This is a genomic window from Kitasatospora sp. NPDC057015 (assembly GCF_042673745.1).
Lineage (GTDB): Bacteria > Actinomycetota > Actinomycetes > Streptomycetales > Streptomycetaceae > Kitasatospora.
The window spans coordinates 23,315-49,583 of record NZ_JBHUSG010000014.1 but is presented as its reverse complement, the minus strand read 5'-3'; the positions used below and the strand labels follow the sequence as shown (position 1 = coordinate 49,583).

Annotated in this window: 21 protein-coding genes and 1 riboswitch; of the genes, 8 read left to right on the top strand and 13 right to left on the bottom strand. The window is 74.2% G+C overall.

Annotated features, from left to right (window positions below; all coding sequences use genetic code 11):
• Positions 1-36 precede the first annotated feature (36 nt).
• The 7 genes from ACFTWP_RS16255 to ACFTWP_RS16225 form a co-directional block, all read right to left on the bottom strand.
• Complete coding sequence (locus tag ACFTWP_RS16255; protein WP_380265187.1) at positions 37-381, bottom strand: DUF742 domain-containing protein; 345 nt, start codon at positions 379-381, stop codon at positions 37-39.
• Positions 378-2,300 carry a nitrate- and nitrite sensing domain-containing protein gene (locus ACFTWP_RS16250; protein WP_380265186.1) on the bottom strand — a complete coding sequence of 641 codons (1,923 nt, stop codon included), beginning with the start codon at positions 2,298-2,300 and terminating at the stop codon, positions 378-380. The genes ACFTWP_RS16255 and ACFTWP_RS16250 overlap by 4 nt, the downstream gene beginning before the upstream one ends.
• A gap of 305 nt (positions 2,301-2,605) precedes the next feature.
• Positions 2,606-3,403, bottom strand: coding sequence for a histidinol-phosphatase (gene hisN, locus ACFTWP_RS16245; protein WP_380265185.1), 798 nt, complete (start codon positions 3,401-3,403; stop codon positions 2,606-2,608).
• 140 nt (positions 3,404-3,543) lie between these two features.
• The gene (locus ACFTWP_RS16240; RefSeq protein ID WP_329497915.1) at positions 3,544-3,867 is read right to left on the bottom strand and encodes a multidrug efflux SMR transporter; all 324 of its coding nucleotides are present in this window, start codon (positions 3,865-3,867) and stop codon (positions 3,544-3,546) included.
• Positions 3,868-4,074: 207 nt separating this feature from the next.
• A complete protein-coding gene (gene rsgA, locus ACFTWP_RS16235) occupies positions 4,075-5,130 on the bottom strand; it encodes a ribosome small subunit-dependent GTPase A (protein ID WP_380265184.1) in 1,056 nt (351 codons plus the stop codon).
• A gap of 16 nt (positions 5,131-5,146) precedes the next feature.
• A complete protein-coding gene (aroA, locus tag ACFTWP_RS16230) occupies positions 5,147-6,478 on the bottom strand; it encodes a 3-phosphoshikimate 1-carboxyvinyltransferase (RefSeq protein ID WP_380265183.1) in 1,332 nt (443 codons plus the stop codon).
• Positions 6,479-6,518: 40 nt separating this feature from the next.
• The gene (locus tag ACFTWP_RS16225; RefSeq protein ID WP_380265182.1) at positions 6,519-7,247 is read right to left on the bottom strand and encodes a M50 family metallopeptidase; all 729 of its coding nucleotides are present in this window, start codon (positions 7,245-7,247) and stop codon (positions 6,519-6,521) included.
• A 192-nt stretch (positions 7,248-7,439) separates the two neighbouring features.
• Between ACFTWP_RS16225 and ACFTWP_RS16220 the strand changes: the two genes are divergently transcribed.
• From ACFTWP_RS16220 to def, 8 genes are all read left to right on the top strand, one after another.
• Positions 7,440-8,195 carry an SOS response-associated peptidase gene (locus tag ACFTWP_RS16220; protein ID WP_380265181.1) on the top strand — a complete coding sequence of 252 codons (756 nt, stop codon included), beginning with the start codon at positions 7,440-7,442 and terminating at the stop codon, positions 8,193-8,195.
• A 229-nt stretch (positions 8,196-8,424) separates the two neighbouring features.
• Positions 8,425-9,084 (top strand): alpha/beta family hydrolase, encoded by a 660-nt coding sequence (locus ACFTWP_RS16215; protein WP_380265180.1) that lies wholly within the window; start codon positions 8,425-8,427, stop codon positions 9,082-9,084.
• Between the two features lie 277 nt (positions 9,085-9,361).
• Positions 9,362-10,105 carry a sigma-70 family RNA polymerase sigma factor gene (locus ACFTWP_RS16210; RefSeq protein ID WP_380265294.1) on the top strand — a complete coding sequence of 248 codons (744 nt, stop codon included), beginning with the start codon at positions 9,362-9,364 and terminating at the stop codon, positions 10,103-10,105.
• Positions 10,102-10,485, top strand: a complete 384-nt coding sequence (rsrA, locus tag ACFTWP_RS16205; RefSeq protein WP_380265179.1) for a mycothiol system anti-sigma-R factor — start codon at positions 10,102-10,104, stop codon at positions 10,483-10,485. Before ACFTWP_RS16210 ends, rsrA begins: the two co-directional genes overlap by 4 nt.
• 401 nt (positions 10,486-10,886) lie before the next feature.
• A complete protein-coding gene (locus ACFTWP_RS16200; RefSeq protein WP_380265293.1) occupies positions 10,887-12,434 on the top strand; it encodes an HD-GYP domain-containing protein in 1,548 nt (515 codons plus the stop codon).
• A gap of 98 nt (positions 12,435-12,532) precedes the next feature.
• Positions 12,533-13,840 (top strand): HD-GYP domain-containing protein, encoded by a 1,308-nt coding sequence (locus tag ACFTWP_RS16195; RefSeq protein ID WP_380265178.1) that lies wholly within the window; start codon positions 12,533-12,535, stop codon positions 13,838-13,840.
• Positions 13,841-14,088: 248 nt separating this feature from the next.
• Positions 14,089-15,078: a tetratricopeptide repeat protein gene (locus tag ACFTWP_RS16190; protein ID WP_380265177.1), complete on the top strand. Its 990-nt coding sequence runs from the start codon at positions 14,089-14,091 to the stop codon at positions 15,076-15,078.
• A 135-nt stretch (positions 15,079-15,213) separates the two neighbouring features.
• Positions 15,214-15,858 carry a peptide deformylase gene (gene def, locus ACFTWP_RS16185; protein ID WP_380265176.1) on the top strand — a complete coding sequence of 215 codons (645 nt, stop codon included), beginning with the start codon at positions 15,214-15,216 and terminating at the stop codon, positions 15,856-15,858.
• A gap of 114 nt (positions 15,859-15,972) precedes the next feature.
• On the opposite strand, the gene ACFTWP_RS16180 is transcribed toward def, so the two are convergent.
• The 6 genes from ACFTWP_RS16180 to ACFTWP_RS16155 form a co-directional block, all read right to left on the bottom strand.
• On the bottom strand, positions 15,973-17,274 hold the full coding sequence (locus ACFTWP_RS16180) for an acyltransferase family protein (protein ID WP_380265175.1): 1,302 nt from the start codon (positions 17,272-17,274) through the stop codon (positions 15,973-15,975).
• A 258-nt stretch (positions 17,275-17,532) separates the two neighbouring features.
• On the bottom strand, positions 17,533-18,528 hold the full coding sequence (locus ACFTWP_RS16175) for a ribonucleotide-diphosphate reductase subunit beta (protein WP_380265292.1): 996 nt from the start codon (positions 18,526-18,528) through the stop codon (positions 17,533-17,535).
• Between the two features lie 47 nt (positions 18,529-18,575).
• On the bottom strand, positions 18,576-21,017 hold the full coding sequence (locus ACFTWP_RS16170) for a ribonucleoside-diphosphate reductase subunit alpha (RefSeq protein ID WP_380265174.1): 2,442 nt from the start codon (positions 21,015-21,017) through the stop codon (positions 18,576-18,578).
• 160 nt (positions 21,018-21,177) lie between these two features.
• Positions 21,178-21,339: riboswitch (cobalamin riboswitch) on the bottom strand.
• A gap of 41 nt (positions 21,340-21,380) precedes the next feature.
• On the bottom strand, positions 21,381-23,579 hold the full coding sequence (locus ACFTWP_RS16165) for a glycosyltransferase family 39 protein (RefSeq protein WP_380265173.1): 2,199 nt from the start codon (positions 23,577-23,579) through the stop codon (positions 21,381-21,383).
• A complete protein-coding gene (locus ACFTWP_RS16160) occupies positions 23,576-24,667 on the bottom strand; it encodes a glycoside hydrolase family 26 protein (RefSeq protein WP_380265172.1) in 1,092 nt (363 codons plus the stop codon). Before ACFTWP_RS16160 ends, ACFTWP_RS16165 begins: the two co-directional genes overlap by 4 nt.
• Complete coding sequence (locus tag ACFTWP_RS16155; RefSeq protein ID WP_380265291.1) at positions 24,664-26,082, bottom strand: glycosyltransferase family 2 protein; 1,419 nt, start codon at positions 26,080-26,082, stop codon at positions 24,664-24,666. The genes ACFTWP_RS16160 and ACFTWP_RS16155 overlap by 4 nt, the downstream gene beginning before the upstream one ends.
• Between the last annotated feature and the right edge of the window lie 187 nt (positions 26,083-26,269).

Below are 26,269 nucleotides of genomic sequence, written 5' to 3'. Positions count from 1 at the left end.
CCCATGACCGGGCCCGGTGCCCGCCCCGCCGCCCGGTCAGAGCCTCAGCAGACCGTCCCTGATCCGCTCCAGCAGCGTCACCGACGGGTCGTCGGCCGGGTGGACCCGTACGTACCGCTCCGCCGCGAGGTCCGCCACCAGCACCCGGGCGACCCCGATCGGCACGGGCAGCAGGGCGGCCAGTTCGGCGACCGAGTGCGGGTACTGGCAGAGCTCGACGATCCGGTGCCGCTCGAAGCCGAGCGGGGCGGTCAGGGCCGACGGCGGCGCCGAGACCAGGGTCTCCAGCCGCAGCTCGCCGCCGACCGGGCGGGTCCGCCCGGCGGTGACGACGAAGGGCCGGACCACCTCGCCCGTCTCGTACTCCTCGCCGCCCGTCACAGCGCCTCGCTCGGCTGCCGCCGCTCCTGCGGGAGCGCCGGCCCGGGCTGCGCCAGCAGCGTGCCGGGCAGCAGGACCGTCGCCGTCACCCCGCGCACCGGCGAGGGCGCCAGCCGCACCCGCGCGCCCAGCCGGACGGCGAGCCGGCCCACCACGTAGTGGCCGAGCAGCTGGGTGCGGCCCACCAGGAAGCTCTCCCCGCCCGCCAGCCGGGCGTTGGCCCGGGCCAGGGCGCCCTCGTCCATCCCGGAGCCGTGGTCGGCCACGGCCACCAGGTAGCCGGCGCCGCTCAGCCGGCCGAAGACCTCGACGTCGGTGTCGGACGGGGAGGCGGCGAGCGCGTTCTCGATCAGCTCGGCCAGCAGGTGGGCCACCTCGGCCACCGCGCCGCCGTCCACCAGGGCCTCGTCCAGCCGGCGCAGCACCACCCGGCGGTAGTCCTCCACCTCGCCGAGCGCCGCCCGCACGACGTCGCCGGTCGGCACCGGCCGGGCCCAGCGGCGCGGACTGCGCTCGCCGGCCAGTACGAGGACGCTCTCCGCGTTGCGCCGCATCCGGGTCGCCAGGTGGTCCAGTTCGAAGAGGTCGGCCAGCACGCCGGGGTCGCGCTCCTCCCGCTCCAGGGCGGACAGGAAGCCCAGCTGACGGGTGACCAGGGCCTGGTTGCGGCGGCCCAGGTTGGCCAGCGACTCGGTGCTGTTGCGCTGCAGGACGCCCTGCTCCACGGCCAGGCGCAGCGCGGTGGCGCACACCAGGTCCAGCGCCTGGGTGACCTCGGCCAGTTCGTCGACCCGGTCCTTGCGGGCCGGTGCGGGCAGCACGGCCAGGGCGCTCAGGTCCTCCTCGGGCCCCGCCTCGTGGATCCGCGCCACCGCCTCCGGGAGCACCCGGTCGGCGAGCCGGCCGGCGTCCGCGGCCAGTGCGGCCAGCGGGCGGGTGATCGAGCGGGCCGCGGCGAGCGCGAGGGCGACCGCGCCGAGGGCCGCGGTCAGCGCCAGCAGGGCGTCCAGCAGCAGCGCGCGCAGCGCCGCCGAGCGGAGCGCCGCCGCGCGCTCGCGGCTCTCCGCGGCCGCCTCGCCCTGGACCCGCTGCAGGTCGTCCACCACCGTGCTGGCCGCGCGCCACCAGTCGCCGGGGGCCACCCCCAGGCGGTCCGCGGCGTGGCCGGCCAGGGCCAGCTGTTCCATCCCGGCGACGGTGACCGCGGCGGGGGTGCGCAGCGCGGCGTCCAGCGAACTCGTCCGGGCGGGCGTCGCCGTCCGGGGGACCTGGGCCACGGCGGCGTCGCGCACCGCCATGATCCGGACGAACGAGGGGTAGTCCGCCCCCTTGAAGGAGCCGGCGGCGAGCACCCCGTTGAGCGTGCCGCGCTCCAGTGCGGCCGCCTCGGTGGCCTCGCACAGGGCCCGCAGGGTGGCCAGCGAGGCCTGGAGCCGGTCGTCGCCGGAGGAGTCGAGGCCGGCGAAGGCGGCGGAGGTCAGCCCGGTGACGGCGGAGGTGAAGAAGCCGAGCGCCTCGGCCCGGGTGGCGGCGCCGGTGTCGGCCCGGCCGCGCAGGTCGGCGAGCCGGCCGAGCGCGCCGAGGGCCGAGCGGACGGCGCCGGCGCCGGGTGGTTCGGCCGCCAGCAGTCGGTCCAGGGCCCGGCGGGCCTGGTCGGCCGCGTCGCGCCCGCCGCCCAGCTGGGCGCGGAAGCTCTCGTCGCCGCCGAGCAGTCCGGCCGTCAGGCCGCGTTCGCGTTGCAGCCGGTGGACCAGGTCCTCGGTGGCGACGGCCAGGGCCACCCGGTCGTCGGTCCGGCCGGCGTCGGTGAAGCGGGCGGCCTGGCCGGCGGTGCCGAGCGCGGCCAGGACCACCAGCGCGCCGGTGGGCAGTGCGAGCAGCAGGGCCAGCCGGTGTCGGATGCTGCGGATCGTACGCACGTCGGGAGTCCCCTAGGCGAGCGGCCCGGCGTGGGTGGCGCACGGGGGAATGGGGCGCGGCGTGGGAGCCGGCCTGGGCCCGTCGAGCGTAGGGGGCGGGGATTGCCGGGCCGTTGCGCTGAACTCAGCGCTGCGGGGGAGTAGTTGATGAGCAGTCGGCAATCCGGCGGACCAGCTGCCGAAACACGGTCGTCAGACAGTCGGCGGGGGGCCTGCGTGTCGGGCGGTGCGGGGCGGCGCTGGCACGCCGACGGGCCGGGCCCGGCGGCGGGTGCGCCGACGAGCCCGGCCCGCGGGGGCGGCCGTCAGACGCCGAGCCGGCGCAGCGCCTCGTCGTGCAGGATGCCGTTGGACGCCACCGCGTCGGCGCCGCCCGGGCCGGGCACGCCGTCCAGCCCGGTGAAGCGGCCGCCGGCCTCCTGCACCACGATGCAGGGCGCGGCCATGTCCCACAGGCTCAGTTCGGGTTCGGCGGCGATGTCCACCGAGCCCTCGGCGACCATCATGTACGACCAGAAGTCCCCGTACGCGCGGGTCCGCCAGCAGGCCCGGGTGAGGTCCAGGAACGGGTCGAGGCGGCCGCGGTCCTCCCAGCCGGTGAGCGAGGAGTAGGAGAACGAGGCGTCGGCCAGCCGGGAGACGCCGGAGACGTGGATCCGGGAGGCCTTGGCCAGGCTGCGTCCGGCGTACGCGCCGAGGCCCTCGGCGGCCCACCAGCGGCGGTTCAGCGCGGGGGCGGAGACCATGCCGACGACGGGCCGCTCCTCGCCGTCCGGACCGGTCTCCAGCAGGGCGATCAGGGTGGCCCAGACCGGGACGCCGCGGATGTAGTTCTTGGTGCCGTCGATCGGGTCGATCACCCACCGGCGCGGGCCGGAGCCCTGCATGCCGAACTCCTCGCCGAACACCGCGTCGCGCGGGCGGGCCCGCTGGAGCACCCCGCGGACGTGCTCCTCGGCCGCCTTGTCGGCGTCGCTGACCGGCGTCAGGTCCGGCTTGGTCTCGATCTTGAGGTCGAGCGCCCGGAAGCGCTCCAGGGTGATCGAGTCGGCCGAGTCGGCGAGGACGTGGGCGAGGCGGAGATCGTCGTGGTAGTCGGCCATGGTCGAACAGTAGCGAGGCGCCCGGGTTCCCGACAGTCTCGCCCGGACCTCGGACAGGCGTGTCGCCCGGCGCGGGCCGGGCCGGGAGCCGCGTGCGGGCCGGGCTGCGGCCGGGCGCGGCGGCGGGCGCGCCGGCGGGATCAGTGGCCGCTGCCGCTGAGCTGCAGGCCCACCACGCCGGCGATCACCAGGCTGATCGAGACCAGCTTGAGGGTGGAGGAGGACTCCTCCAGGAAGACCATGCCGTAGATCGCCGTGCCGGCCGCGCCGATGCCCGTCCAGACCGCGTAGGCGCTGCCGACCGGAAGGCTCTTGAGGGAGAGCGTGAGCAGGCCGAAGCTGCCGAGCGCGAACGCGCAGAAGCCGATGGTGGGCCAGAGCTTGGTGAAGCCCTCACTGAGTTTCAGGTTGATCGCGAAACCTGTCTCCAGCAGGCCGGCGAGGATCACCAAGGCCCATGCCATCGCGCTGACTCCCTGTCGATCGACGTGTCGGGCCGTACCGGCCGACTTTCCTATGATCACCAGAGAGGCGTGCTCCGACACCTCACGGCGCACCGCAATCCGGGGGCGATCCGCCGGCGCACCGCCGTCGGGGAGGTGAACCGCCCCGCCGGACGGGCGCGCGCCGGCGGCCGCGGGAGCCCGGGCGGGCCCGCGCCGGGTCGGGGATCAGTCGCCGTCCCTGGTGTCCTTGGAGGAGAGCAGCCGGCGCAGCGAGTACAGCCGGGCCTGCTCGGCGTGGCCGTCCGCGACCCAGGCGTCCAGCGCGCAGTCCTGCTCGTCGTGGCTGCAGGCGCGCGGGCAGTCCACCGTCCCCGGCTCCAGGTCGGGGAAGGCGTGGATCACCCGGGACGGGTCGATGTGCGAGAGCCCGAAGGAGCGGAAGCCCGGGGTGTCGATCACCCAGCCCGGGTCCAGCGCCTTCTTCGAGCCGGGCTTGACCCCCGGCGGCGGGGGCAGCCGCAGGGCCAGCGCGGAGACCGTGGTGTGCCGGCCCCGGCCGGTCACCGCGTTGACCACGCCGGTGCTCCGCTGGTGCAGCGGGACGAGGGCGTTGACCAGCGTGGTCTTGCCCACCCCGGAGTGCCCGATGAACACCGTCGACAGCCCGCGCAGGTGGGCCCGGACCGCCTCGGCGCCCTCGGTGGCCAGCTCGTCCCGCCTGGTCACCACATAGGTGATGCCGAGCGGCGCGTAGGCCTCCAGCAACGGCGCGGCCGGCGCCAGGTCCGACTTGGTGAGCACCAGGATCGGCTCCATGCCGGCGTCGTACGCCGCCACCAGGCAGCGGTCGATCAGCCGCGGGCGGGGCTCCGGGTCGGCCAGCGCCGTGACGATGGCCAGCTGCTGCGCATTGGCGACCACGATCCGCTCGTACGGGTCGTCGTCGTCGGCGGTGCGCCGCAGCACCGAGGTGCGCTCCTCCACCCGGACGATCCGGGCCAGCGTGTCCGGCTCGCCGGAGAGGTCGCCGACGATGTTGACCACGTCGCCGACCACCACGCCCTTGCGGCCCAGCTCACGGGCCTTCATCGCGACGATCTCGCGCTCGTTCTTCGTCCCCGCGTCGACCAGGCAGGTCAGCCTGCCGCGGTCGACGGTGAGGATCATCCCTTCCGCGGCGTCGTCGTGCGTGGGGCGGATCCGGGTCCGTGGCCGGGAGCCCTTGCGGCCCGGGCGGTTGCGGATGTCGTCCTCGTCGGCGTCCTTGCCGTAGCGGCGCATGTGCTCAAGTCTCCGCTCAGGCCCCCGCCGCCGCTCCCGTGAGCAGGTCGAGCCACATCTGCGGGAAGTCCGGCAGGGTCTTGGCGGTGGTGGCGATGTTCTCCACCTCCACCCCCTCGACGGCCAGGCCGACCACGGCGGCGGCGGTGGCCAGCCGGTGGTCCTCGTAGGTGTGGAAGACGCCGCCGTGCAGGGGGCGCGGGCGGATCCGCAGGCCGTCCTCGGTCTCGGAGACGTCGCCGCCGAGGTCGTTGATCTCCTTGACGAGCGCGGCCAGGCGGTCGGTCTCGTGCAGGCGCAGGTGCGCGATGCCGTACAGGTGGGACTCGGAGTCGGCCAGCGCCGCCACGGCCGCGATCACCGGGGTGAGCTCGCCGACGTCGTGCAGGTCGGCCTCGATGCCGTGGATCTTGCCGGTGCCGGTGAACTCCAGGCCCTCGTCGGTGAAGCGGCACGAGCCGCCCATCCGGGTGTAGATCTCGCGCAGCTGGTCGCCCGGCTGGGTGGTGTGCGTCGGCCAGTCGCGGACGGTCACCCGACCGCCGGTGACCAGCGCGGCGGCGAAGAACGGCGCGGCGTTGGAGAGGTCGGGCTCGACCACCATGTCGCGGCCGAGCAGGGCGCCGGGGGTGACCCGCCAGACGTCCTTCTCACCGCCGTCCTCCGGGGCGTCCACCTGGACGCCGGCCAGGCGCAGCATCTCCACGGTCATCCGGATGTGCGGCAGCGAGGGCACCGGGCCGCCGACGTGGCGCACCTCCACGCCCTGGTTGTAGCGGGCGCCGGAGAGCAGCAGCGCGGAGACGAACTGGGAGGAGGACGAGGCGTCCAGCTCGACCGGGCCGCCGTCCAGCGCGCCGGAGCCGTGCACGGTCAGCGGGAACGAGCCGCGCCCGCCGTCGTCGATCCGGGCGCCCAGCGCGCGCAGGGCGTTGATCACGCCGTGCTGGGGGCGCTCGTAGGAGCGCGGGTCGCCGTCGAAGTGCACCGGGCCGTCGGCCAGCACGGCCAGCGGCGGCAGGAAGCGCATCACCGTGCCGGCGTTGCCGACGTCGATCCGGGCCGGGCCGCGCAGCACGGGCGCCGGGATGACCCGCCAGGCCTCGCCGCCGCCGCTGCCGCCGGTCGCGTTGTTGACCGTCTCCTCGATGCCGACGCCGAGCGCCCGCAGGCCGTCGGCCATCAGCTGGGAGTCGCGGCTGCGCAGCGGGCGGCGCACCCAGCCGGGCTCACCGGCCAGCGCGGCCAGCAGCAGCGCCCGGTTGGTGACCGACTTGGAGCCGGGAATGGTGACGGTCGCGTCAACGGCGGTGGTCGCGACGGGGGCGGGCCACAGGGTGTCGGTCATAGGGGCCAGTTTAGGGGCCGCACGGGAACGGCCCTCGCGCCTACCCGAATGGCGGGACGGGACCGACCAGCCAGCTGCCGCCCAGGCCCAGGCAGGCGAGCGCCACCAGCAGGAAGACGGTCACCCAGACGAGGGCGCCGACGCGGGTCAGCCGGGCCAGCTGGTCCGCGTCCGAGTCGCGCGCGCCGCCGTGCCGGCGCTTGCGCTGCAGCTCGACCACCGGGCGCACCCCGCCGAGCAGCAGGAACCAGATGCCCAGATAGGCGAAGCCGGCCTGGAGCTCGCTGTCGCCGTACCAGGAGACGAGGAAGAACGCGGCCCCGGTGGCCACCACCGAGAGCAGCCCGAAGGCGTTCCTGATCATGATCAGCAGGCCGGCCAGCAGCGCGATCGAGATCCACAGCAGCGCGGTGATGTGGCCGGCGGCCAGCAGCGCGGCGCCGCCCAGGCCCAGCAGCGACGGCGCGGTGTAGCCGGCCGCGGCGGTGAGGATCATGCCGGGGCCGGTGGGCCGGCCGGAGGAGACGGTCAGGCCGGAGGTGTCCGAGTGCAGCCGGATGCCGGAGAGCCGGCGCCCGGTCAGCAGGGCGGTCAGGCCGTGACCGCCCTCGTGGGCGATGGTCACCACGTTGCGGGTGATCCGCCACACCGGGTGCGGCAGCACCGCGAGCAGGGCCAGGCCGGCGGTGCCGAGCGCGATCCACTGCGGTGGCGCGGGTTGGGTGCCGAGGACGCGGTCCCACACCTCGGCGATGCTGTGTCCGTCCATGCCTGCGGGTCTCGCCTCCGGTCGTGCTCGTCACGGGCGGTGCCCGGCTCGGCGGTGACGGGGTCCACCCGGGTCGAGCCGGGGCCCTGCCGAGCTGGCAGCCTCCCATGCCGGGACGTCGCCCGGATAGCCGTCGGTTCTGATCCCGGGATGAGGAAGTGGTGAGAGGGGTCCGCGTGGCAAGCTGACGGCATGTGCGGTCGCTTCGCCTCCACCACCCGGCCCGAGGACCTGGTCGCCGCCTTCGGCGTCGAGCATTGGGATCCCACCGAGACCCTCGCCCCGAGCTGGAACGTCCCGCCGACGCGGCCCGCCTTCGCGGTGCTGGAGCGCCTGCCGAAGGGCGGCCCGCCGAAGCCGGTGCGCCAGCTGCGGGTGCTGCGCTGGGGCCTGGTGCCCGCCTGGGCGAAGTCCCCCGAGTCGGCGGTCAAGATGATCAACGCCCGGGCCGAGACCATCCACGAGAAGCCGTCCTACCGGCAGGCCTTCGCCTCCCGGCGCTGCATCGTCCCGGTCGACGGCTACTACGAGTGGCAGACGCTGCCGGGCGGCGGCAGCCGACCCCGCAAGCAGCCGTACTTCGTCAGCCGGGCGGACGGCGCCGTGCTCGCCCTGGCCGGCGTCTACGAGTTCTGGCGCGACCGCTCCCGCCCCGCCGGGCACCCGGAGGCCTGGCTGGTGACCTGCAGCATCGTCACCACCGCGGCGGAGGAGGCACTGGCCCCGATCCACGAGCGGATGCCGCTCTTCCTCGACCCGGCCGCCTTCGACGACTGGCTCGACCCGGGCCTGGACGACCCGGAGGAACTGCGTCCGCTGCTGATACCACCGCCCCCGGGCGCGCTGCTCGCGCAGCCGGTGGGCGCGGCCGTCGGCAGCATCCGCAACGACGGGCCCGAGCTGGTCCGCCCGCTGGACCCCGAGGAGCTCGTCACCACGCTCTTCTGAACCCTTCCGAACCATGCTGCTCGGAGCCGGGCCCTTCGCAGGCTCCGGGCCCGCCGCCGGCCCGCCGAGCAGCTGTCCGCCCGAGCAGCCGTCCGCCCGAGCAACTGTCCGACAGCGCAGGACGGCCACTGCAGGAACGACCAGCGCAGGACGGCCAGCGCAGGAACGACCAGCGCAGGAACGACCAGCGCGGCAGTACGACCAGCGACCCCCCGGTACGGAGCCCCCCATGCAGACCACCGACCCCGTCCTCGTCCCCACCCCGGCCGGCGACGCCCGGATCACCTACGCCCCGGCCGAGGGCCCGCCGAAGGCGCTGCTCGCCCTCGGCCACGGCGCCGGCGGCGGGATCGAGGCCCTCGACCTTCAGGCGCTCGCGGTCGCCCTGCCGCCGCTGGGGATCACCGTGGCCCTGGTCGAGCAGCCCTGGCGGGTGGCGGGCAGGCGGCTCGCCCCCGCGCCGAAGACCCTGGACGCGGGCTGGCTCCCGGTCGCCGAGGTGCTGGCGGGGCACGGGCTGCCACTGGTGGCCGGCGGGCGCAGCGCCGGCGCCCGGGTCGCCTGCCGGACCGGCGCGCGGAGCGGGGCGGTGGGCGTGCTGGCGCTGGCCTTCCCGCTGCACCCGCCGGGCCGGCCGGAGCGGAGCCGGGCCGACGAGCTGCTGCAGTGCGGGCTGCCGGCCCTGGTGGTGCAGAGCGTGGCGGACCCCTTCGGCGGGCCCGCGGAGTTCCCCGAGCTGCCGGCGGACCAGCGGCTGGTGTCGATCCCGTACGGCAGTCACGGATTCCGGGTGCCGAAGCGGGCGCCGGTCGGGCAGGACGAGGTGCTGGAGAGCGTCACCGACGCGGTGGGCGGCTGGGTCCTGGGACTGGTCGCGCGGCCGGCCTGACCCGCGGCCGGGGCGGGCGGAGCCTCCCGGGGCGGCCGCGCCGCCCGGGAATGCGGGCGGGGACGACGTGGTTAACACCCTCGTCAGCTTCAGTCCCGGTGGAAAGGCAGTGCAGATGGGTTCGATCGTGTGCCCCGAGCGGCCTGACGAGCGCGCGGTCGAGAACGGCTTCGTCCCGTCCTGGTCCGAGTGGCTCGTCGCGGGCGAGAAGCCCGTCAGCCCGATATCCTCCATTTCGGGACGGCCCACCGTGGGTCATGCCCGTATTGCCGAGGAGGTGGGTCCGGTCGTCGGGACCGAGCACGAGGCCGATCCGGGTGCGGACCCGCGCGAGGGCGTGCCCGCGGGTGAGGCGCTCACCGGCGAGGAGCTGGCCGAGGCGATCGGTGAGGACACCTTCCGGGTGTCCGCGCAGGAGAGCGAGGAGGCCCGGCGGGAGCGCTTCGAGCGCGACGCCCTGGGCTTCCTGGACCCCATGTACTCGGCGGCGCTGCGGATGACCCGCAACCCCGCCGACGCGGAGGACCTGCTCCAGGAGGCGTTCGCCAAGGCGTACGCGTCGTTCCACCAGTTCCGTGAGGGCACCAACCTCAAGGCCTGGCTGTACCGCATCCTCACCAACACGTTCATCAACTCGTACCGCAAGAAGCAGCGGGAGCCCCAGCGCACGGCGGCCGAGGAGATCGAGGACTGGCAGCTCGCCCGGGCCGAGTCGCACATGTCGACCGGCCTGCGTTCGGCGGAGACCCAGGCACTCGACCACCTCCCCGACAGCGACGTGAAGGACGCCCTCCAGGCCATTCCGGAGGAGTTCCGCATCGCCGTCTACCTCGCCGATGTCGAGGGGTTTGCCTACAAGGAGATCGCGGACATCATGGGTACACCCATCGGTACGGTGATGTCCCGACTGCACCGTGGCCGCCGTCAGCTGCGCGGCATGCTGGAGGACTACGCCCGCGACCGTGGGCTCGTCCCCGCCGGCACCGGGGCAGGGCAGGAAGCGAAGGGCTCGGGCTCATGAGCTGCGGCGATCCGCACGACACCGAGTGTGGCGAGGTCCTCGACCACCTCTACGAATTCCTCGACAACGAGATGGCCGAGGGCGACTGCGCCAAGCTGCGCGTGCACTTCGACGAGTGCTCGCCGTGCCTGGAGAAGTACGGCCTCGAACAGGCCATCAAGGCACTGATCAAGCGGTCCTGCGGCTGCGACGACACCCCGGCCGACCTCCGGGGCAAGGTGCTGGCCAGGATCGACTCGATCCGTGCCGGGCAGCGCTCCGGCGAGGCCCTGGTGGTGACGGTCGAGACCACGGTCGAGACCACCGCCGGGGCGGCGGTCGAGGAGCAGCCCCGGTCGGCGCCGTACGCCGCCGCCGAGGCCGGCAGCGCGGCGGAGTGATCGCCGGCTCGGCGTTCTGACCCCGCTCCGCCGTCCGGTGCCCACCGGCGCGGCGGTGACGGCCGGTCACGTACCGGCGCGCCGAGGTGCGTCCGAGTGTCGGCGAGGGCCCGGGAGTACGCTCCCGGGCCCTCGTTCCGTTCCCGCCGCCGACCTCTGACCACTGGTTTCACTCGTTCGGGTGAGTTGAGGCTGCGCCAGCAGGGCCATTCCGCGATCATGCGTCCCCACGCCGGAGCAGAGGCCTATCCTCCTGACGACACCCGCCGCCGCGCCGCCCGACGCGTCGGGGGCGGGTGGCGCGTACCAGGACGGCGGGGGAGGTCGAGATCGCCACGGACAACACGGACCCGACCGGCGGAGATCCGGCGCTGCCGGCCGCGGCCGTGCGCTACCTCGTCATGCTGCCGGCCCTGACCCTGCCGCTCGTCGTGTACTGCTGCGCCCTGCCGCTGCTGCCGGCCGGCGCCGCCGTACTGCCCCGGTGGCTCGGCGCCCCGGTCGACTGGCCCAAGGTCGCGCTCCTCGCCTTCCTGCACGCCTGCTGGGAGTCCGTCGCCCAGGGCCTGCCGACCCCCTGCCTACGGGCGCTGCTGCGGCTGCGGGCCCGACTGCTGGGCCGCCGGCCCCCGTCGCGCCGCGCCCCCGCCCGCCCGGGCGCCTACGCCTTCTTCCCGGTGCTCTTCGCCGGCCTGCTGATGCTCCCGCCCGCCGCCGCCGCGCTGGTCGCCGCACCGGCCGCGCTCGCCGCCCGGGCCGCCCCGCCCGGCGCCGCCCGCCGCTGCTGGAACGCCGCCCAGCTCGCGCTCTCCGCCTTCGCCGCCGCCGGCGCCTTTCACCTGCTGGCCGGACCGAGGCTGCTGCTGGGCTCGCGGTTCCCCGGCGCGCTCCTGCCCGCGTTCGCCGCCGTCGCGGTGTTCTGCCTGGTCAACAGCGTGCTGGTGGGCGTCATGCTGGCGCTGGCCGAGCGCCGGCCGCCGGCGGTGCTGCTGCGGGGCGCCACGGCCGCGATCGGCCTGCCCGTCCTGGTGCACGCGGCCGGCGGCCTGATGGTCGCCGTCCTCTGGCAGGGCCCGTACGGGGCCTTCGCGGCGCTGCTCGCCCTGCTGCCGCTGACCATCTCGGCCTGGGTGCTGGCCCAGGGCCACCACGAACGCGACGCCCACCAGGCGACCGTCCAGGCCCTGGTGCAGGCGGTCGAGATCAAGGACGCCTACACCCGCGGGCACAGCGAACGGGTCGGCCGCGCCGCCGTGCTGATCGCCCGCCAGCTGGGGATGGAGTCGGAGCGGCTGCGGACCCTGCGCTTCGCCGGGATCCTGCACGACGTCGGCAAGCTCGGCGTCGCCACCGAACTGCTGCGGCGCAACGGACCGCTGACCGAGCAGGAGCGCCGGGCCGTCGAGGTGCACCCCGTGTACGGACACGAACTCGTCCGCGGCATCGCCTTCCTCGGCGAGGCGCACGCGGGCATCCTGCACCACCACGAACGGATGGACGGCCGCGGCTACCCGAGCGGGCTGACCGGGGCGCGGATCCCCGAGTTCGCCCGGATCATCTCGGTCGCGGACGCCTTCGACTCGATGACCTCCACCCGCTCGTACCGGCGAGGGCGGCCGGTCTCGGAGGCCGTCGCCGAGCTGGAGCGCTGCGCGGGCAGCCAGTTCGACCCGGTGATGGTGCGGGCCCTGGTCGTCGCGGTCGGCGAGCACGGCTGGCAGCCCGCGCTGCCGCCGCCCGGCGGCTGCACCGGTGAGGTGCCGGACATCCCCCTCGGCGTCCCCGAGCCGGCCCGCGGGGCGCCCCGGGACGGCGAGTCCGGGCCCGCCGGGGACGCCGGCGCCGGGCAGCCCGCCGTGGCTGCGCCCCGAGCGGGGGAGCCGCCCCGGAGCGAGCCGCCGCGCCTTCCCCAGCAGGGGGAGAACGTGCCGCTGTCCGGGCCGACATGAGCCGCCCGTACCGGCCGGTGCGGCGATCGGGGCACCGGCCGCCGCACCGCGCGGCGCACGCGGCACCGCGGGCCGCCCGCCGGCCCGGCCCGGTGCCGGTGATCGTGCACACCGCCGCCGGGGCGCTGCTGGTCGCCGCGCTGGCCGGGACGGCCGTCGCCGGGGTGGCCCAGCCCCGGGTGGCGCTCGCCTTCCTCGCCCTGGTCGCGGTCGGCGAATGCGTGCGGATCACCCTGCCCGGCGACCGCGAACAGGCACCGATCGGGGCCGCCGCCGCTCTGGCGTACGCCCTGCTCGGGCCGCTGCGCGGCCTGCCCACCACCCACGGGGTGCTGCAGGTGGTCGCCGTCGCCGGGGCCGGCAGCCTGCTCGCCGCGCTGCCCCCGGCCCTGCCCCCGCCGCTGGCCGGAGCCCTCCCCGCGGCCCTGCGACGACGCGGGCGGCGCTGGGCCGATCCCGTCCGGCGGGACACCGCGGCCCGCCGGCTGCTGACCGTGGGGTTCGCCGCCGCGGTCTTCCAGCCGCTGTACAACGGCGGCCTGCTCGACCGCCTCCCGGCGGCCGGGCCCTCGTACGGGGTGTTCCTGGCCGCCGTCGCCGCCCTGGTGGCGCTCTGCGACGCGACCCTCGCCGCCGCCCTGCGCCGGGCCCGTACCGGCCTGCGGTTCCCCGCCGCGCTGGAGGACGAGCTGCGGGCCCTGCCCGGGATCGGCTCGGCCATCGTGGCCACCGGCATGCTGGTCAGCCTGGCGGCCGGCGAGATCGGGCTCTGGGCGCTGCCGGTGTTCTGCGCGCCGCTGCTGCTGGCCCAGGTCTCCTTCCGCCGGGCGGCGGCCATCCGGGCCACCACCGGGCAGACCATCGCCAGCCTGGCCCGGGCCACCGAGGTGGCCGGCTACACCACGCCCGGTCACGCCCGCCGGGTCGCCGACACGGCCTGCGAGCTGGGCCGCGAGCTCGGTCTGGGCACCCGGGAACTCGCCCTGCTGGAGTACGCCGCCCTGATGCACGACATCGGCCAGCTGTCGCTGGTCGAGCCCGTCCCGGACGGCGCCACCGCGCTGCTGCCCCCCGCGGAGCAGCAGCGGATCGCCCGGCTGGGCAGCGAGGTGATCAGCCGCACCGGGGTGCCGCGCCGGGTCGCGGAGCAGGTCGCCCGGCTGGCCGATCCCTGCCACGGCCCGGACGGCGGCTACGACCGCTCGCTGCCGCTGGCCGCCCGGATCATCCGGGTCGCCAACGCCCACGACGACCTGCTCACGGCCGCCCGGGGACGCGGCCTGCCCGACCCGGCCGGCCGGCTCGAGGTACTGGAGGCGCTCAGGCTGGAGCGGGGCCGGGCGTACGACCCCAGGGTGGTCGAGGCCCTGGCACGGATGGGCAGCAGGGCCCGCGAGCCCGGTTGATGCGGGCCGCGGGGAGCGCGCCCCGTGGTGACCGTGGTTGGATGCGGTCGTAGCGTGGAACACCCGATCCGGGGCACGGGGTTCACACCCGGGGTTCACGGCGCAGGGCTTGCGGTCCGGGCCCCGCGGTGCGGGACTTGCGGTGCGGGACCTCGGCCCGGGCCACGAGCGGGGCAGCAGGACATCAGGGCTCAGCGGAGCTGAGCGTGACCAGCGGGACTCAGCGGACGACAACGGCAGGGACGAACGTGAGGATCTTCCACCGGACACGGCACCGGCCGTCCGCCACCTGGCGGCAGACGACCGACCGGGCCTTCACGCTGATCGGTGACGGCCGGTACGAGGACGCCGGAGCGCTGCTCGTGATGGCCGCCGACCTGGAGCCGTGGCTCTCCGACTCCTGGTTCAACCTGGCGCTGCTGCACAAGTTCCGCCGCGACTGGGAGCAGGCCAGAGCCGCCGGCCTGCGGGCCGTCGCCCTGCTCGACCGCGAGCACGGCGCCGCCGACTGGTGGAACCTCGGGATCACCGCCACCGCCCTGCAGGACTGGCCGCTGGCCCACCGTGCCTGGCAGGCGTACGGGCTCAAGCTGCCCGGCCGGGCGGGCGCGCCGATGGACGGGCCGGTCAGCCTGGACCTCGGCACCACCCCGGTGCGGCTCTCCCCGGAGGGCGAGTCCGAGGTGGTCTGGGGCCGCCGGCTCGACCCGGCCCGGATCGAGGTGCTGTCCATCCCGCTGCCGTCCTCCGGCCGCCGCTGGGGCGAGGTGGTGCTGCACGACGGCGCCCCGCACGGCGAGCGGGTCGCGGACGGCGCTGCCTATCCCGTCTTCGACGAGATCGAACTCTGGGCGCCGTCCCCGGTGCCGACCTTCGTGGTGCTGCTGCACGCCGCCACGGCCGCCGACCGGGACGCGCTGGAGCGCCTGGTCGCCGACGCCGGCTACGCCGCCGAGGACTGGACCTCCTCCGTCCGGCTGCTCTGCCGCGCCTGCTCGGAGAGCAGGATGCCCGCCGACGACGGCCGCACCGCCCACCACGACCCGCACGACGACGGCGACGCCGCCCACCCCGGGCACCTCAGCCACCTCAGCCAGGGCGCCGGCGGGCTCGCCTGGCTGGTCGAGCGCGAGTGCGGCATCGCCGCCCCCGCCGGGCTGGTCCGCGGGCTGCTCGACCGCTGGGTGTCGGCGAGCCCGGGCAGCAGGGCGTACCGCGACCTCGAAGAGGTCTGTTAGACCCGTGGGCGGTCGGGGGCCCGGTGCGCCGGTGGCACCCGGGGCGGATGTTCCCGGGTGTAAGGGATGTGCGTCCTGCGGGGGCCGTACCCTTGAGCGGACACCTCGGCAGACCCATGGGAAGCGGAAGAATCGATGGCGGAGCAGCACGACCACACGCACGACCACGACCACGAGCACGAGCACGGCGAGGCGCCGTCCGCTCCGCTGAAGGTGGTCGGCGAGGAGCCGGACCTCTCCAAGGGCACCGCCCGCCCGATCACCGTGGTGGGGAACCCCGTTCTGCACCACGAGTGCAAGGACGTCGTCGCCTTCGACGGCGAACTCTCCGCGCTGATCGACGACATGTTCGTGTCGATGTACGCCGCGGAGGGTGTCGGCCTGGCGGCCAACCAGATCGGGGTGGACGCCAAGGTCTTCGTCTACGACTGCCCGGACGACGACAACGTGCGCCACGTCGGCCACGTGGTCAACCCGGTGCTGGAGGAACTCCCGGCCGGCCGCCGGGTGCTGGACGACGGCAACGAGGGCTGCCTGTCCGTCCCCACCGCGTACGCCGAGCTGGCGCGCCCCGACTTCGCGGCGGTGACCGGCCAGGACAAGGACGGCAACGCGATCCGGGTCGAGGGCACCGGCTTCTTCGCCCGCTGCCTGCAGCACGAGACCGACCACCTGTACGGCCAGCTGTACATCGACCGGCTCTCCAAGCGCGACCGCAAGGACGCGCTGAAGCAGATGGCCGAGGGCACGCCCAAGTACGCGACGGTTCCCAACGACTGACGGCGGGTACGCCGCGGGGGCCGGTACGGATTCGTACCGGCCCCCGCGCCGTTCACCGGGACGGGCCGCGGACCGGGTCCCCGGACGTCCTCGCCCGGTCCCGCCGGTCGGCCCCTAGGCGTCGGACCCGGCCCGCTTCGCCCCGATCCGTTCGACCGCCTTGGTCACCCGGTGGCCGATCCGCTGGGCCGGCTTCTCGACCAGGCGGAAGGTGACCTGGCTGGCGCCGAGGACGACGGCGCAGAAGCCGATCCCCAGCACGGCCCGGGTGCCGAGCGAGAGCGAGGTGACCGCGGTGGGGCTGATCACCTTGAGCAGCACGCAGAGCAGCACCGCGTGCACCAGGTAGACGGAGTAGCTGACGGAGCCGAGCCAGGTCAGCACCCGGGGCATCCGGAACCGGCGCAGGGACATCGCGAGCGCGAAGGTCGCCCAGGCGGCGACCATGGTGGTCAGCCACTGCCACTGGAAGTGCGGCGTCCGCGCGCCGGTCTCGCCGTAGCGGCCGCCGACGTAGAGGATCGCGGCCATCGTGACCGCGGCCGCGACGGCGCACTTGATCCGGCTGATCTGGCCCTGCTCGGCGCGGTAGATCGCGGTGCCCGCGAACATGGTCGCCAGGATGGTCATGCTGAACCAGCCGGGCATCCGCCCGTTGGCCGAGAGCAGGCCGAGCGCCAGCGCGCCGGTCAGCACGGCGCCGGCCACCGCGAGGGCCTTGAGGCGGCTCATCATGGCGAAGATGCCCACGGCCATCACCACGGCGGCCACCACGACCGCCCGGCGGATGTCGGCGACCTGGTGGGAGAGCGTGATGAACGGGAAGGCGCCGACCGCCGCCACCGCGACGACGGCGAAGGCGGTGGAGATCTCCGCGCTGCGCCGGTGCGCGCCGAGGACGAACAGCGAGGCGACCAGCAGGTAGAAGATCATCTCGTAGGAGAGGGTCCACATCACGAAGAGCGTGCCGCCCACGCCGAGGAAGTCGTGCAGCATGGTGGCGTTGCCCAGCGCGGCGATCGCCGGGTGCTCCTGCGAGAACCAGCTGACCGGCAGCAGGGCGTCGGTGTACGCGCCCAGCTTCCAGGCGACCACCCCGCCGCCGACCACGATCACGCAGAGCGGGTAGATCCGGAACAGCCGGCTGACCCAGAACCCCCGCACGCTGCCCTTGCGCTCCAGGGACGCGGGCACGATGTAGCCGCTGACCAGGAAGAACAGGAAGACGCCGTAGGAGCCGAGGTCGAGTTTTTCGGCGGTGCGGGTGAACACCTCGGGCATGACGAGCTGCACGAAGTGCTGCACCACGATGGCCAGGGCGGCGAATCCGCGCAGTGCGTCGAGCCAGCCGAGCCTCGGCTTCGCGGAGCCGCCGGCGGCCGGCGCGGCCGGCGCGGCCTCGCTGCCCGCTGTCACTGGGGCAGGGGCCGGGGTTGTGAGGGACATTCGAGGAGATTAGCGCAATCATCACACCCTCGAACGTCCGGGCGAACCCCGAACGGTGGTAGCGGCCCTCCCGGGCCCGCGCCGGCTCCCGCCGGCCCGCTCCGGGCCCGTTCGGGACGAGCGCCCCGGACGGCCTTCCGCCGTCCGGGGCGCTCACCGGGCGCCGGCCCGCCGTCCTCGACGGACGGGCCCGCGCCCGGTCGAAGGGCGTCGGCCGTCGGCCGACTCCTAGAAGTCGTCGTCGAACGCGACCGTGCCCTCCACGGCGACCTGGTAGGCGGAGACCCGGCGCTCGAAGAAGTTGGTCAGCTCCTGGACGTTCTGCAGCTCCATGAACCCGAAGGGGTTGCTGGAGCCGTAGCGGATCGGCATGCCGAGCCGCGCCAGCCGCTGGTCGGCGACGGCCTGCAGGTACTCCCGCATCGACTCGGTGTTCATGCCGGGCAGGCCCTCGCCGCAGAGGTCGCGGGCGAACTGGAGCTCGGCCTCCACGGCCTCCTCCAGCATCTCGGTGACCTGCTTGGCCATCTCGTCGTCGAAGAGGTCCGGCTCCTCCTGGCGGACGGTGTCCACCACGGAGAACGCGAAGTCCATGTGCATGGACTCGTCCCGGAACACCCAGTTGGTGCCGGTGGCCAGGCCGTGCAGCAGGCCGCGGCTGCGGAACCAGTACACGTACGCGAAGGCGCCGTAGAAGAACAGGCCCTCGACGCAGGCCGCGAAGCAGATCAGGTTCAGCAGGAACGCGCGCCGGTCGTCCTTGGTCTGGAGCGAGTCCAGGTGGTCGACGGCGTTCATGTACTTGAAGCAGAACTGCGCCTTCTGGTGGATGGAGGGGATGTTCTCCACCGCGTCGAAGGCGGCCGCGCGGTCGTCCGGGTCGGGCAGGTAGGTGTCGAGCAGCGTCAGGTAGAACTGGACGTGCACGGCCTCCTCGAACAGCTGCCGGGACAGGTAGAGCCGGGCCTCGGGCGAGTTGATGTGCTTGTAGAGGCTCAGCACCACGTTGTTGGCGACGATCGAGTCACCGGTCGCGAAGAAGGCGACCAGCCGGCCGATCATGTGCCGCTCGCCCTCGCTGAGCTTGGCGAGGTCGGCGACGTCGGAGTGCAGGTCCACCTCCTCGACGGTCCAGGTGTTCTTGATCGCGTCGCGGTAGCGGTCGTAGAACGACGGGTAGCGCATCGGGCGGAGCGTCAGCTCGAAGCCCGGGTCGAGCAGCATCTTCTCGCGGCCGGGCGCGTCGACGCCGGTCTCGGGCGTGGGGGAACTCACTGGCAGGCCTCGCAGGACTCGGGGTTCTCCAGGGAGCAGGCGAGCGCCGCCTCCTCCTCCGGGGTGAGGGTGGACGTCGGCGCGGTGACCGCGACCGGCACCGGGGCGGCCGCGCGGGCGGTGCCGGTGGCGGCCTGGGCGATCCGGGTGGCCGGGCGCGAACGCAGGTAGTACGTGGTCTTCAGGCCGACCTTCCAGGCGTACGCGTACATCGAGCTGAGCTTGCCGATGGTGGGCGCGGCCATGAAGAGGTTCAGCGACTGGCTCTGGTCGATGTACGGCTGCCGGGCGGCGGCCAGGTCGATCAGCGCGCGCTGCGGGAGCTCCCACGCCGTCCGGTACAGCGAGCGGACCTCGGCCGGCAGCCAGTTGAGCTCCTGCACCGAGCCGTTGGCCTCGCGCAGCGCGTCCCGGGTCTGCGCGTCCCAGACGCCCAGTTCCTTGAGCTCGCGGACCAGGTACGGGTTGACCTGGAGGAACTCGCCGGAGAGGGTCTCGCGCTTGAAGAGGTTGGAGACCTGCGGCTCGATGCACTCGTACACGCCGGCGATCGACGCGATGGTCGCGGTCGGCGCGATCGCCAGCAGCAGCGAGTTGCGCAGGCCGGTGGTGGCGATCCGGGCGCGCAGCGCGTCCCAGCGCTCCGCCCAGTGCGGGGCCGTCTCGAAGTGGTCGATGTGCAGCTGGCCGCGGGCGGCGCGGGTCTCCGCGTACGCCTCGTGCCGGCCCAGCTGCTCGGCCAGCTCGCTGGAGCGCTCGTAGGCGACCAGCATGATCCGCTCGGCGATCAGCGTGGAGAGCCGCTTGGCCTCGGCGGAGTCGAAGTCCAGCCGGAGCTGGAAGAAGACGTCCTGCAGGCCCATCACGCCGAGGCCCACCGGGCGCCAGCGGGAGTTGGAGGCGCCGGCCTCGGGGGTCGGGTAGAAGTTGATGTCCACCACGCGGTCGAGGAAGGTGACGGCGGTGCGGACGGTCGAGTCCAGCCGGTCCCAGTCCATCGCGCCCACGAGATCGGCGGGGGAGGCGCCGGGGGCCACGTGGGCGCCCAGGTTGACCGAGCCGAGGTTGCAGACGGCGGTCTCGGAGTCGTCCGTGACCTCCAGGATCTCCGTGCAGAGGTTCGAGGAGTGGACGGTCCGGCCGGGGACGGCGGTCTGGTTGGCGGCGCGGTTGGAGGCGTCCTTGAAGGTCATCCAGCCGTTGCCGGTCTGCGCCAGGGTCCGCATCATCCGGGCGTACAGCGTCTGCGCGGGGATGGTGCGCTGGGCCTTGCCCTCGGCCTCGGCCTTCAGGTACGCCGCGTCGAAGTCGGCACCCCACAGGTCGACCAGCTCGGGCACGTCGGCGGGGGAGAACAGCGACCAGTCGGTGCCCGCGTTGACGCGGCGCATGAACTCGTCCGGGATCCAGTGGGCGAGGTTCAGGTTGTGGGTGCGCCGCGCCTCCTCGCCGGTGTTGTCGCGGAGCTCCAGGAACTCCTCGATGTCCGCGTGCCAGGTCTCCAGGTAGACGCAGGCCGCGCCCTTGCGCCGGCCGCCCTGGTTGACGGCCGCCACCGAGGAGTCGAGGGTGCGCAGGAACGGCACGATGCCGTTGGACTTGCCGTTGGTGCCGCGGATCAGCGAGCCGCGCGACCGGATCCGGCTGTAGGACAGGCCGATGCCGCCGGCGTGCTTGGAGAGCCGGGCGATCTGCGCGTAGCGCGAGTAGATCGAGTCCAGGTTGTCCAGCGGCGAGTCCAGCAGGTAGCAGCTGGACATCTGCGGGTGCTTGGTGCCGGAGTTGAAGAGCGTCGGCGAGGACGGCAGGTAGGACAGCGCGCTCATCAGCGCGTACAGCTCCGAGACCTCGCGCACCGACTGCCCGTCGTCGCCGACCGCCAGGCCGCTGGCGACGCGGAGCAGGAAGTGCTGCGGGGTCTCGATCACCTTGCGGGTGATCGGGTGGCGCAGCAGGTAGCGGGACTGCACGGTGCGCAGGCCGAAGTACTCGAAGCGGTCGTCGCCCCGCTGGTCGATCAGGGCGTCCAGCTCGTCCGCGTGCTTGGCGACGAACGCGGCGGTGGTGTCGCCGATCAGGCCCTCGGCATGGCCGACGACGATCGAGGCGGAGAAGGACACGGCGCCCTGGCCGACGGCCTCGTCCTGGATCTCCAGGGCGAGCAGCCGGGCCGCGAGCTTCGAGTACTGCGGGTCCTCGGCGATCATCGACGCGGCGGCCTCGACGGCCAGCCCGCGCAGCTCCGCGAAGTCGGAGCCGGCGTGCCGGCCGCGCAGGGCGGCGGCGGCGACGTGGCCGGGGTCGACCTGGGGCAGGTCGGCACTGCGGTCGGTCAGGAGGCGCAGGAGCGCTCCACCGGGGTCGGACACCGTCGGGTCGGACGGGACGGCGGGGCTGGAACCCTGGGCGGGCAGGGCGACTGAGGCAGCGATGGTCAAGGCGCTTCTCTCCTGGCGGCGGCGGTCGGCGAGGGGGCTGCCGGGCCGTATGGGCGCAGGGGAGCGCAGCGCGGAACACCTCACGGCGCGCGCGAACCACCCCCCGGCCCACCCGCGAGGCCCGGACGAAACTGCTGTGCTGCACGGCGACTGCGGGGAAGCCCTGTGGCACGCCGTCGGCAGGTCATCGGACTCGCGGGGCCGCTCGGGCAGCCCGCTCACCGCTGCGGGGCAGTCCCGGACTTCCACCGGGTTCCCCTGCGTTCGACAGCAGGAGTGAGCATACATCTAGTGGCGGCTGACTATCGCGGCACCATATGTAGTAGCGGGCGTGTCGTACGCGCACACCCGCCACCACCCCGCTCAGAGCCTCAGGAACACCTTGTACGTATCGGAATCACCCGTCGGCGAGGTGAACTGGGCGATCAGCCGGTAGCGCCCGCTGCTGCCCAGGGCGGCCGCGACGGCCCGGTCCGTGGCCACCGGCGCGGTGCTGTCGAGGACGACCAGACTGAACCAGCCGTCCCGGATCGCGGCGACGGTGCCCTCGTCCCCGTGGTGCGCGACCCCGGCCGGATCCACGTAGTCGGTGCCCTTGCGGGCCGAGACCCACTGGTCGGCCCTGGTGACGGCGCCCAGGTAGTACTCCGGCAGCCCGTCGACCTCGGTGAGGTAGCGGCCCTTCGGATCGGCGTGCACCCGCAGGACGCTGAGCAGCCGGCCGGAGTCCGGCCCGTTCTGGAACCGCAGCGCGGCCTGTTCCAGGCCCAGGGCCAGCAGCACCACCCACACCAGGATGCCCAGCTGGGGGTTGCGGAAGTGCGCGCCGACCAGCCGGGTGATGCCCACGCCGGCCAGCGGGGCCGCGAAGAGCATCCCGAAGCCGATGTGCCGGAACATCACCGCGGAGGTCTGCAGGTAGGCGTGCAGGGCCGGGATCAGCAGCGCCGTCCCGCACAGGGCCACGGTCAGCGCGATCCGGCGGAGCCGCGAGGCGGTGACGGCATCGGTCTCCGGCGACTCGTTCATCCGCTCGCGGCGGACGTACGCCACCCCGCCGGCCACGGCGAGCACCGTGAACAGACCGCCCCACTGCGCGGCGGCGGTGAGGATCGAGCCGATCCCCTGGGTGCCCTGGCCGCGCGCGGGCGTCCACGAGACGACGTCGGACAGGAGGCCGAAGGGCAGCAGCACGGCGACCGTGCCCACGGCCAGCAGGGCCGCCCGCAGCACGGCGGGGCCGCGGCCCCGGTACGGCCAGGCCGTGATCAGGGCCAGGGCGACCACGGTGGGCAGCGCGAACACCGAGGCGTACTCCACCGCGACCGCGAGGGCCGCGACCGGCGCCGCCAGCAGGACGAGGGCGACGGGTGCGCGGCTGGTCCGTACGACGATCCAGGTCGCGCCGGCGACCAGCAGGACGGCGAGCGCGTCCGGGGCGGCGTAGAAGCCGACCACCACGGTCGACTGCAGCACCGCGTACGCCCCGGCCCCGCAGATGGCCGCGCGCTCGTTGAAGAGCCGGTTGGTGATCGAGTAGAGCAGGGCGGTCGCCACCAGGGCGAAGACCAGGCTGAGCAGCCGGGCGCCGAAGATGCCGCTGGCGTTGGCGGCGGCCCCGGCCAGCGGCGGGTAGAGCCACGGCGATCCGGGGATCTGGCCGACCAGGTCGGTGGTCACCGCGGCGCCGTTGAGCAGGTGGTCCAGCTGCTGGCGGCCGACGATCATGGCGACCGCCTCGTCGGGGTGCGCGGCACCCAGCAGGCGCAGCGAGAGCGCCGCCTGGACGGCCAGCACGCCGAACAGCAGCCCGCGGCCGATCCACCGCCGCCGGGGGCTGGTGGCGTGGTCCCAGCCGGTGGCCGGGACCTGCGGTATTCGGTACGGCGCCAGCGCCACGGCCTGGTCGCCCTCGCCCGCGTACCGGACCGGCTCGACGGGCCGGTCGGCTCCGGCGTGCTCCTCGTCGGGGTGCTCGTCCTCGTGCGGGCGGGCCTCGCGCGGGTACGCCTCGTGCGGGCGGGCCTCCTGCGGGTACGCCTCCGCTCCCGCGTACCGCGCCTCGCGGTGCTCGTCCTCGCGCGGGTGGGCCTGCTCGCGCGGGTACGCCTGCGCCTCGCCGTACGCCTCCGCTGCCGCGGCCCCGTCCGGCGCGGCGCCCCGCCGGCCGCGGGGGTGCCGCTCGGCGTCGGGGTGGCCCGGCCCGGCGTGGCGTCCCGGCGCCGGCCGGTCGCCCTCCAGGGCCTCCCGGGCCTCCGGGGCCCGCGGCGCCTCTCCGGCCTGCCGGGGGTCGGCCACGGCCACGGCCACGGCCGGGTCGGCCGGGTCGGCCGGGCCGTCCGGGTGGCCGGGGTGGGCCGGGTCGGGATCGGCCGGGAGGTAGACGCCGGCGTCGGCGGACTCCCGGCCGTACCCGGGCGCGACCGGAGCGTCCGCGCCCGCCCGGGGCCGGCGGTGGTCGTGCTCCGCGGGCCGGGCGTACCGGGCCTGCGGCTCCTCCTCGTACGGGGGCTGGGCCGGCGTCTGCGGCGTGAACCAGGAGTCGGTCTCTGAGGGCATCATGGGTTCCGGATGTCGAAGCCGTAGCGAGGGTCGGAGGCGCGCTTCTTGTACTCCGCGAGCGAGGGCGGGACGGCCTCGATCCGCCAGTCCGCGCGTTTCACGATGTTGAACCAGACGAAGCCGACGACGTCCTCGTGCGCCTCCAGCCCGGAGAAGAGCTGGTTGACGTCGGCGCGCTGGCGGTTGCCCTGCTGGGAGGCGGTCTCGCTGATGAAGAAGGGCTTCTGGCTGAACGTACGGATCTCGGCCATCGTCGGCCCGTACAGCGTCTCGAAGGTCTTCGGCCCGGTGAGGGTGAAGTAGCCGGTCATGCCGGCCCAGTCCACGTAGGTGTCGCCGGGGTAGTACGGCGCCAGCCGGGTGTTGGGGGCGGGGTCGGTGATGTTGGGGCTCCAGACCCAGATCACGTTGGTCGCGCCGGCCCGGTCGAAGAGGTCGTGGACGTGGCGCCAGGCCGCGACGAACTCCTCGGCGCTGCTGGCCTGTCGGCCCCAGGGGTACCAGTCGCCGTTCATCTCGTGCGCGATGCTGATGGCGATGGGCAGGTTGAGCTTGGCGGCGGCCTTGGCCACGTCCTTGACGTAGTCGTCCGTCGCGCCGGCGGCGATCGCCGCCATGGAGGGGGAGTGCGGCTCCCACGCCATGTACGGCAGCGCGCCGGCGTCGTAGATCCGGCGGACGCCCGCGGTGTCGAAGCCGTCGCCCCAGCCCGCGTAGTACTCCAGGACGTTCGGCTGCTTGCCGATCGCCGCGGTGTAGCCGCCCAGCGCGTCCATCGACTCGGGCACGCCGGGCAGCGCGGCGCCCAGGTACTTGTGGTCCGGACTGAGCAGCGGGGTGACGTCGTACGGGATGTCGGTGGCCTGCGCCCGGGGCCGCGTGGTGGCGGCCGGGGCCGCGGCCGCGGTGGCGTCGGGGGAGGGGCCGCCGGTGGCCGCGGGCGCCGCGGCGGCCTCCGCGGGCAGGGCGAAGCCCGGGTCCGCCGGGCCGCAGCCGCTCAGCAGCAGCAGACCTGCCGCCAGGAGCGGGAGCAGCGCGGGCGAACGGCGCGCGAGGCGCCGGGTACGGCGGGCGGACACGGTGATCACACAGCTTCCGTGGGACGCGGTTGGACGAGGACCCGGCCCACGATGACGGCGTAGAAGAGGCCGGACGCGAGCACGAGCGCGAAGTTCAGCGGCCCCATGGTGAGCATCCGCCAGATGCCCGCGCCCACCCACAGCACGGCGGTGCCGCCGCTCCACGCGATGACCCCGGTCCAGAACCGCCGGGTCTTGTTCTTCTTGGCACCGCTGGAGCCGGTCGGCTGCCAGGCCATCCGGTTGCGCCGCAGGATGTCCCAGATGGCGAAGACGTGCGCCCAGCCGTACATCATCCGGGCGGCCCAGGCTTCGAGCCGGTACGGGTTGCGGTGCCACAGCGGGAACACCAGCGTGGCGTACACCAGGCCGGGGAGCACCAGGGCGGTGTTCTCCCAGCGGATCAGGTCCGGGCGCATGACGAGCAGCACGATCGGGATGAGCGGGGAGACGATGGTGAACAGCGCCGTGTGGATGTAGTAGAAGAACCCGGACATGTAGCACATCCGGGTCACCGGCCGGAGCTTGGTCTCCCAGAACTTCCGGCTGCCCAGCAGGCTCATCGAGCCGGTGCACCACCGGTACTGCTGGTTGAAGAACCCGCCCACGTTGTCGGGGCAGACCCCGGCCGCCAGGGCGATCGGCACGTACAGGAGGTCCCAGCCGAGCCGGCGCAGGTCGAACCCGGTGTGCACGTCCTCGGAGTGCCCGATCAGGGTGGTGCCGCCGTTCTGGTCCAGCGCCGCGCGCCGGTACACGGCGCAGCTGCCCACGCAGATCGCGCCGTCGTTGCGCTGACGGGAGACCTGGACCGTCCGGTAGAAGAGCTCCTGGACGGCGCCCGCGCCGCGCTCGATCCAGTTCTGCGAGTCGAGGATGCGGAAGTACTGCGGGGATTGAACTATTCCGAGCCGGGGGTCGTTCTCCATGTAGGGGAGAAGCTCATCCAGCAGATCGGCCCGGGGGGCGAAGTCCGCGTCCAGGATCAGGATGTACTCACTGTCGGAATTGCGGAACCCGAACTGGAGGTTGCCGGCCTTCTTGAACCAGCCCCGGTTGTTGCGGGTGCCGTAGACGAACTCGAAGTCGACCGCCATCTGCGCGAGTTCGGGGCTGTCGCTGTCGTCCAGCACGTACGGCGTCACTTCGCCGGGGTACTGGTCGCGCAACCGGGCGACGTGCGTCCAGGTGTTGTGCAGCACCTCGATCGGCTCGCCGGCGACCGGGAGGAAGACGTCGACCGTCGGGTAGCGCTCGGGGCGCCAGCCGCGGACCAGCGCGCGGTGGCCCTTGAGGTCGAAGGTCTGGTTGAACCCGTGCACCCACCGGGATATCAGGTAGTAGCCCACGGTGAACACCAGGAACGGGACGAAGACCCAGAACCACGGCGTCGCCCGGAGCAGACCCACCTCGCTGGCCACCATGCAGCCGAAGCTGAGCAGCGAGAAGCACGTCAGCACCCACAGGTGGCTGCGGGTGTACGAGTACTTCTCCGCGTTGTCCGGCGGCTGCGGCAGCAGGCCGCGCTGCGCGCGGCGCCCCGGCGGCTCCTGACGGCCCTTCCGGCGTGAGGTGGCTGCCCTTCGGCTGCCCGCGAGCTGGGTACCCTCG

Bases quoted from the DNA above. Each gene is read 5' to 3' on its own strand.
- def (WP_380265176.1), top strand. From the start codon at position 15,214: ATGGCGGAGCAGCACGACCACACGCACGACCACGACCACGAGCACGAG.
- rsgA (WP_380265184.1), bottom strand. From the start codon at position 5,130: ATGCGCCGCTACGGCAAGGACGCCGACGAGGACGACATCCGCAACCGC.
- hisN (WP_380265185.1), bottom strand. From the start codon at position 3,403: ATGGCCGACTACCACGACGATCTCCGCCTCGCCCACGTCCTCGCCGAC.
- ACFTWP_RS16240 (WP_329497915.1), bottom strand. From the start codon at position 3,867: ATGGCATGGGCCTTGGTGATCCTCGCCGGCCTGCTGGAGACAGGTTTC.
- ACFTWP_RS16155 (WP_380265291.1), bottom strand. From the start codon at position 26,082: ATGGTGGCCAGCGAGGTGGGTCTGCTCCGGGCGACGCCGTGGTTCTGG.
- ACFTWP_RS16165 (WP_380265173.1), bottom strand. From the start codon at position 23,579: ATGATGCCCTCAGAGACCGACTCCTGGTTCACGCCGCAGACGCCGGCC.
- ACFTWP_RS16215 (WP_380265180.1), top strand. From the start codon at position 8,425: ATGCAGACCACCGACCCCGTCCTCGTCCCCACCCCGGCCGGCGACGCC.
- ACFTWP_RS16200 (WP_380265293.1), top strand. From the start codon at position 10,887: ATGCTGCCGGCCCTGACCCTGCCGCTCGTCGTGTACTGCTGCGCCCTG.
- ACFTWP_RS16175 (WP_380265292.1), bottom strand. From the start codon at position 18,528: ATGCTGCTCGACCCGGGCTTCGAGCTGACGCTCCGCCCGATGCGCTAC.
- ACFTWP_RS16220 (WP_380265181.1), top strand. From the start codon at position 7,440: ATGTGCGGTCGCTTCGCCTCCACCACCCGGCCCGAGGACCTGGTCGCC.
- aroA (WP_380265183.1), bottom strand. From the start codon at position 6,478: ATGACCGACACCCTGTGGCCCGCCCCCGTCGCGACCACCGCCGTTGAC.
- rsrA (WP_380265179.1), top strand. From the start codon at position 10,102: ATGAGCTGCGGCGATCCGCACGACACCGAGTGTGGCGAGGTCCTCGAC.
- ACFTWP_RS16225 (WP_380265182.1), bottom strand. From the start codon at position 7,247: ATGGACGGACACAGCATCGCCGAGGTGTGGGACCGCGTCCTCGGCACC.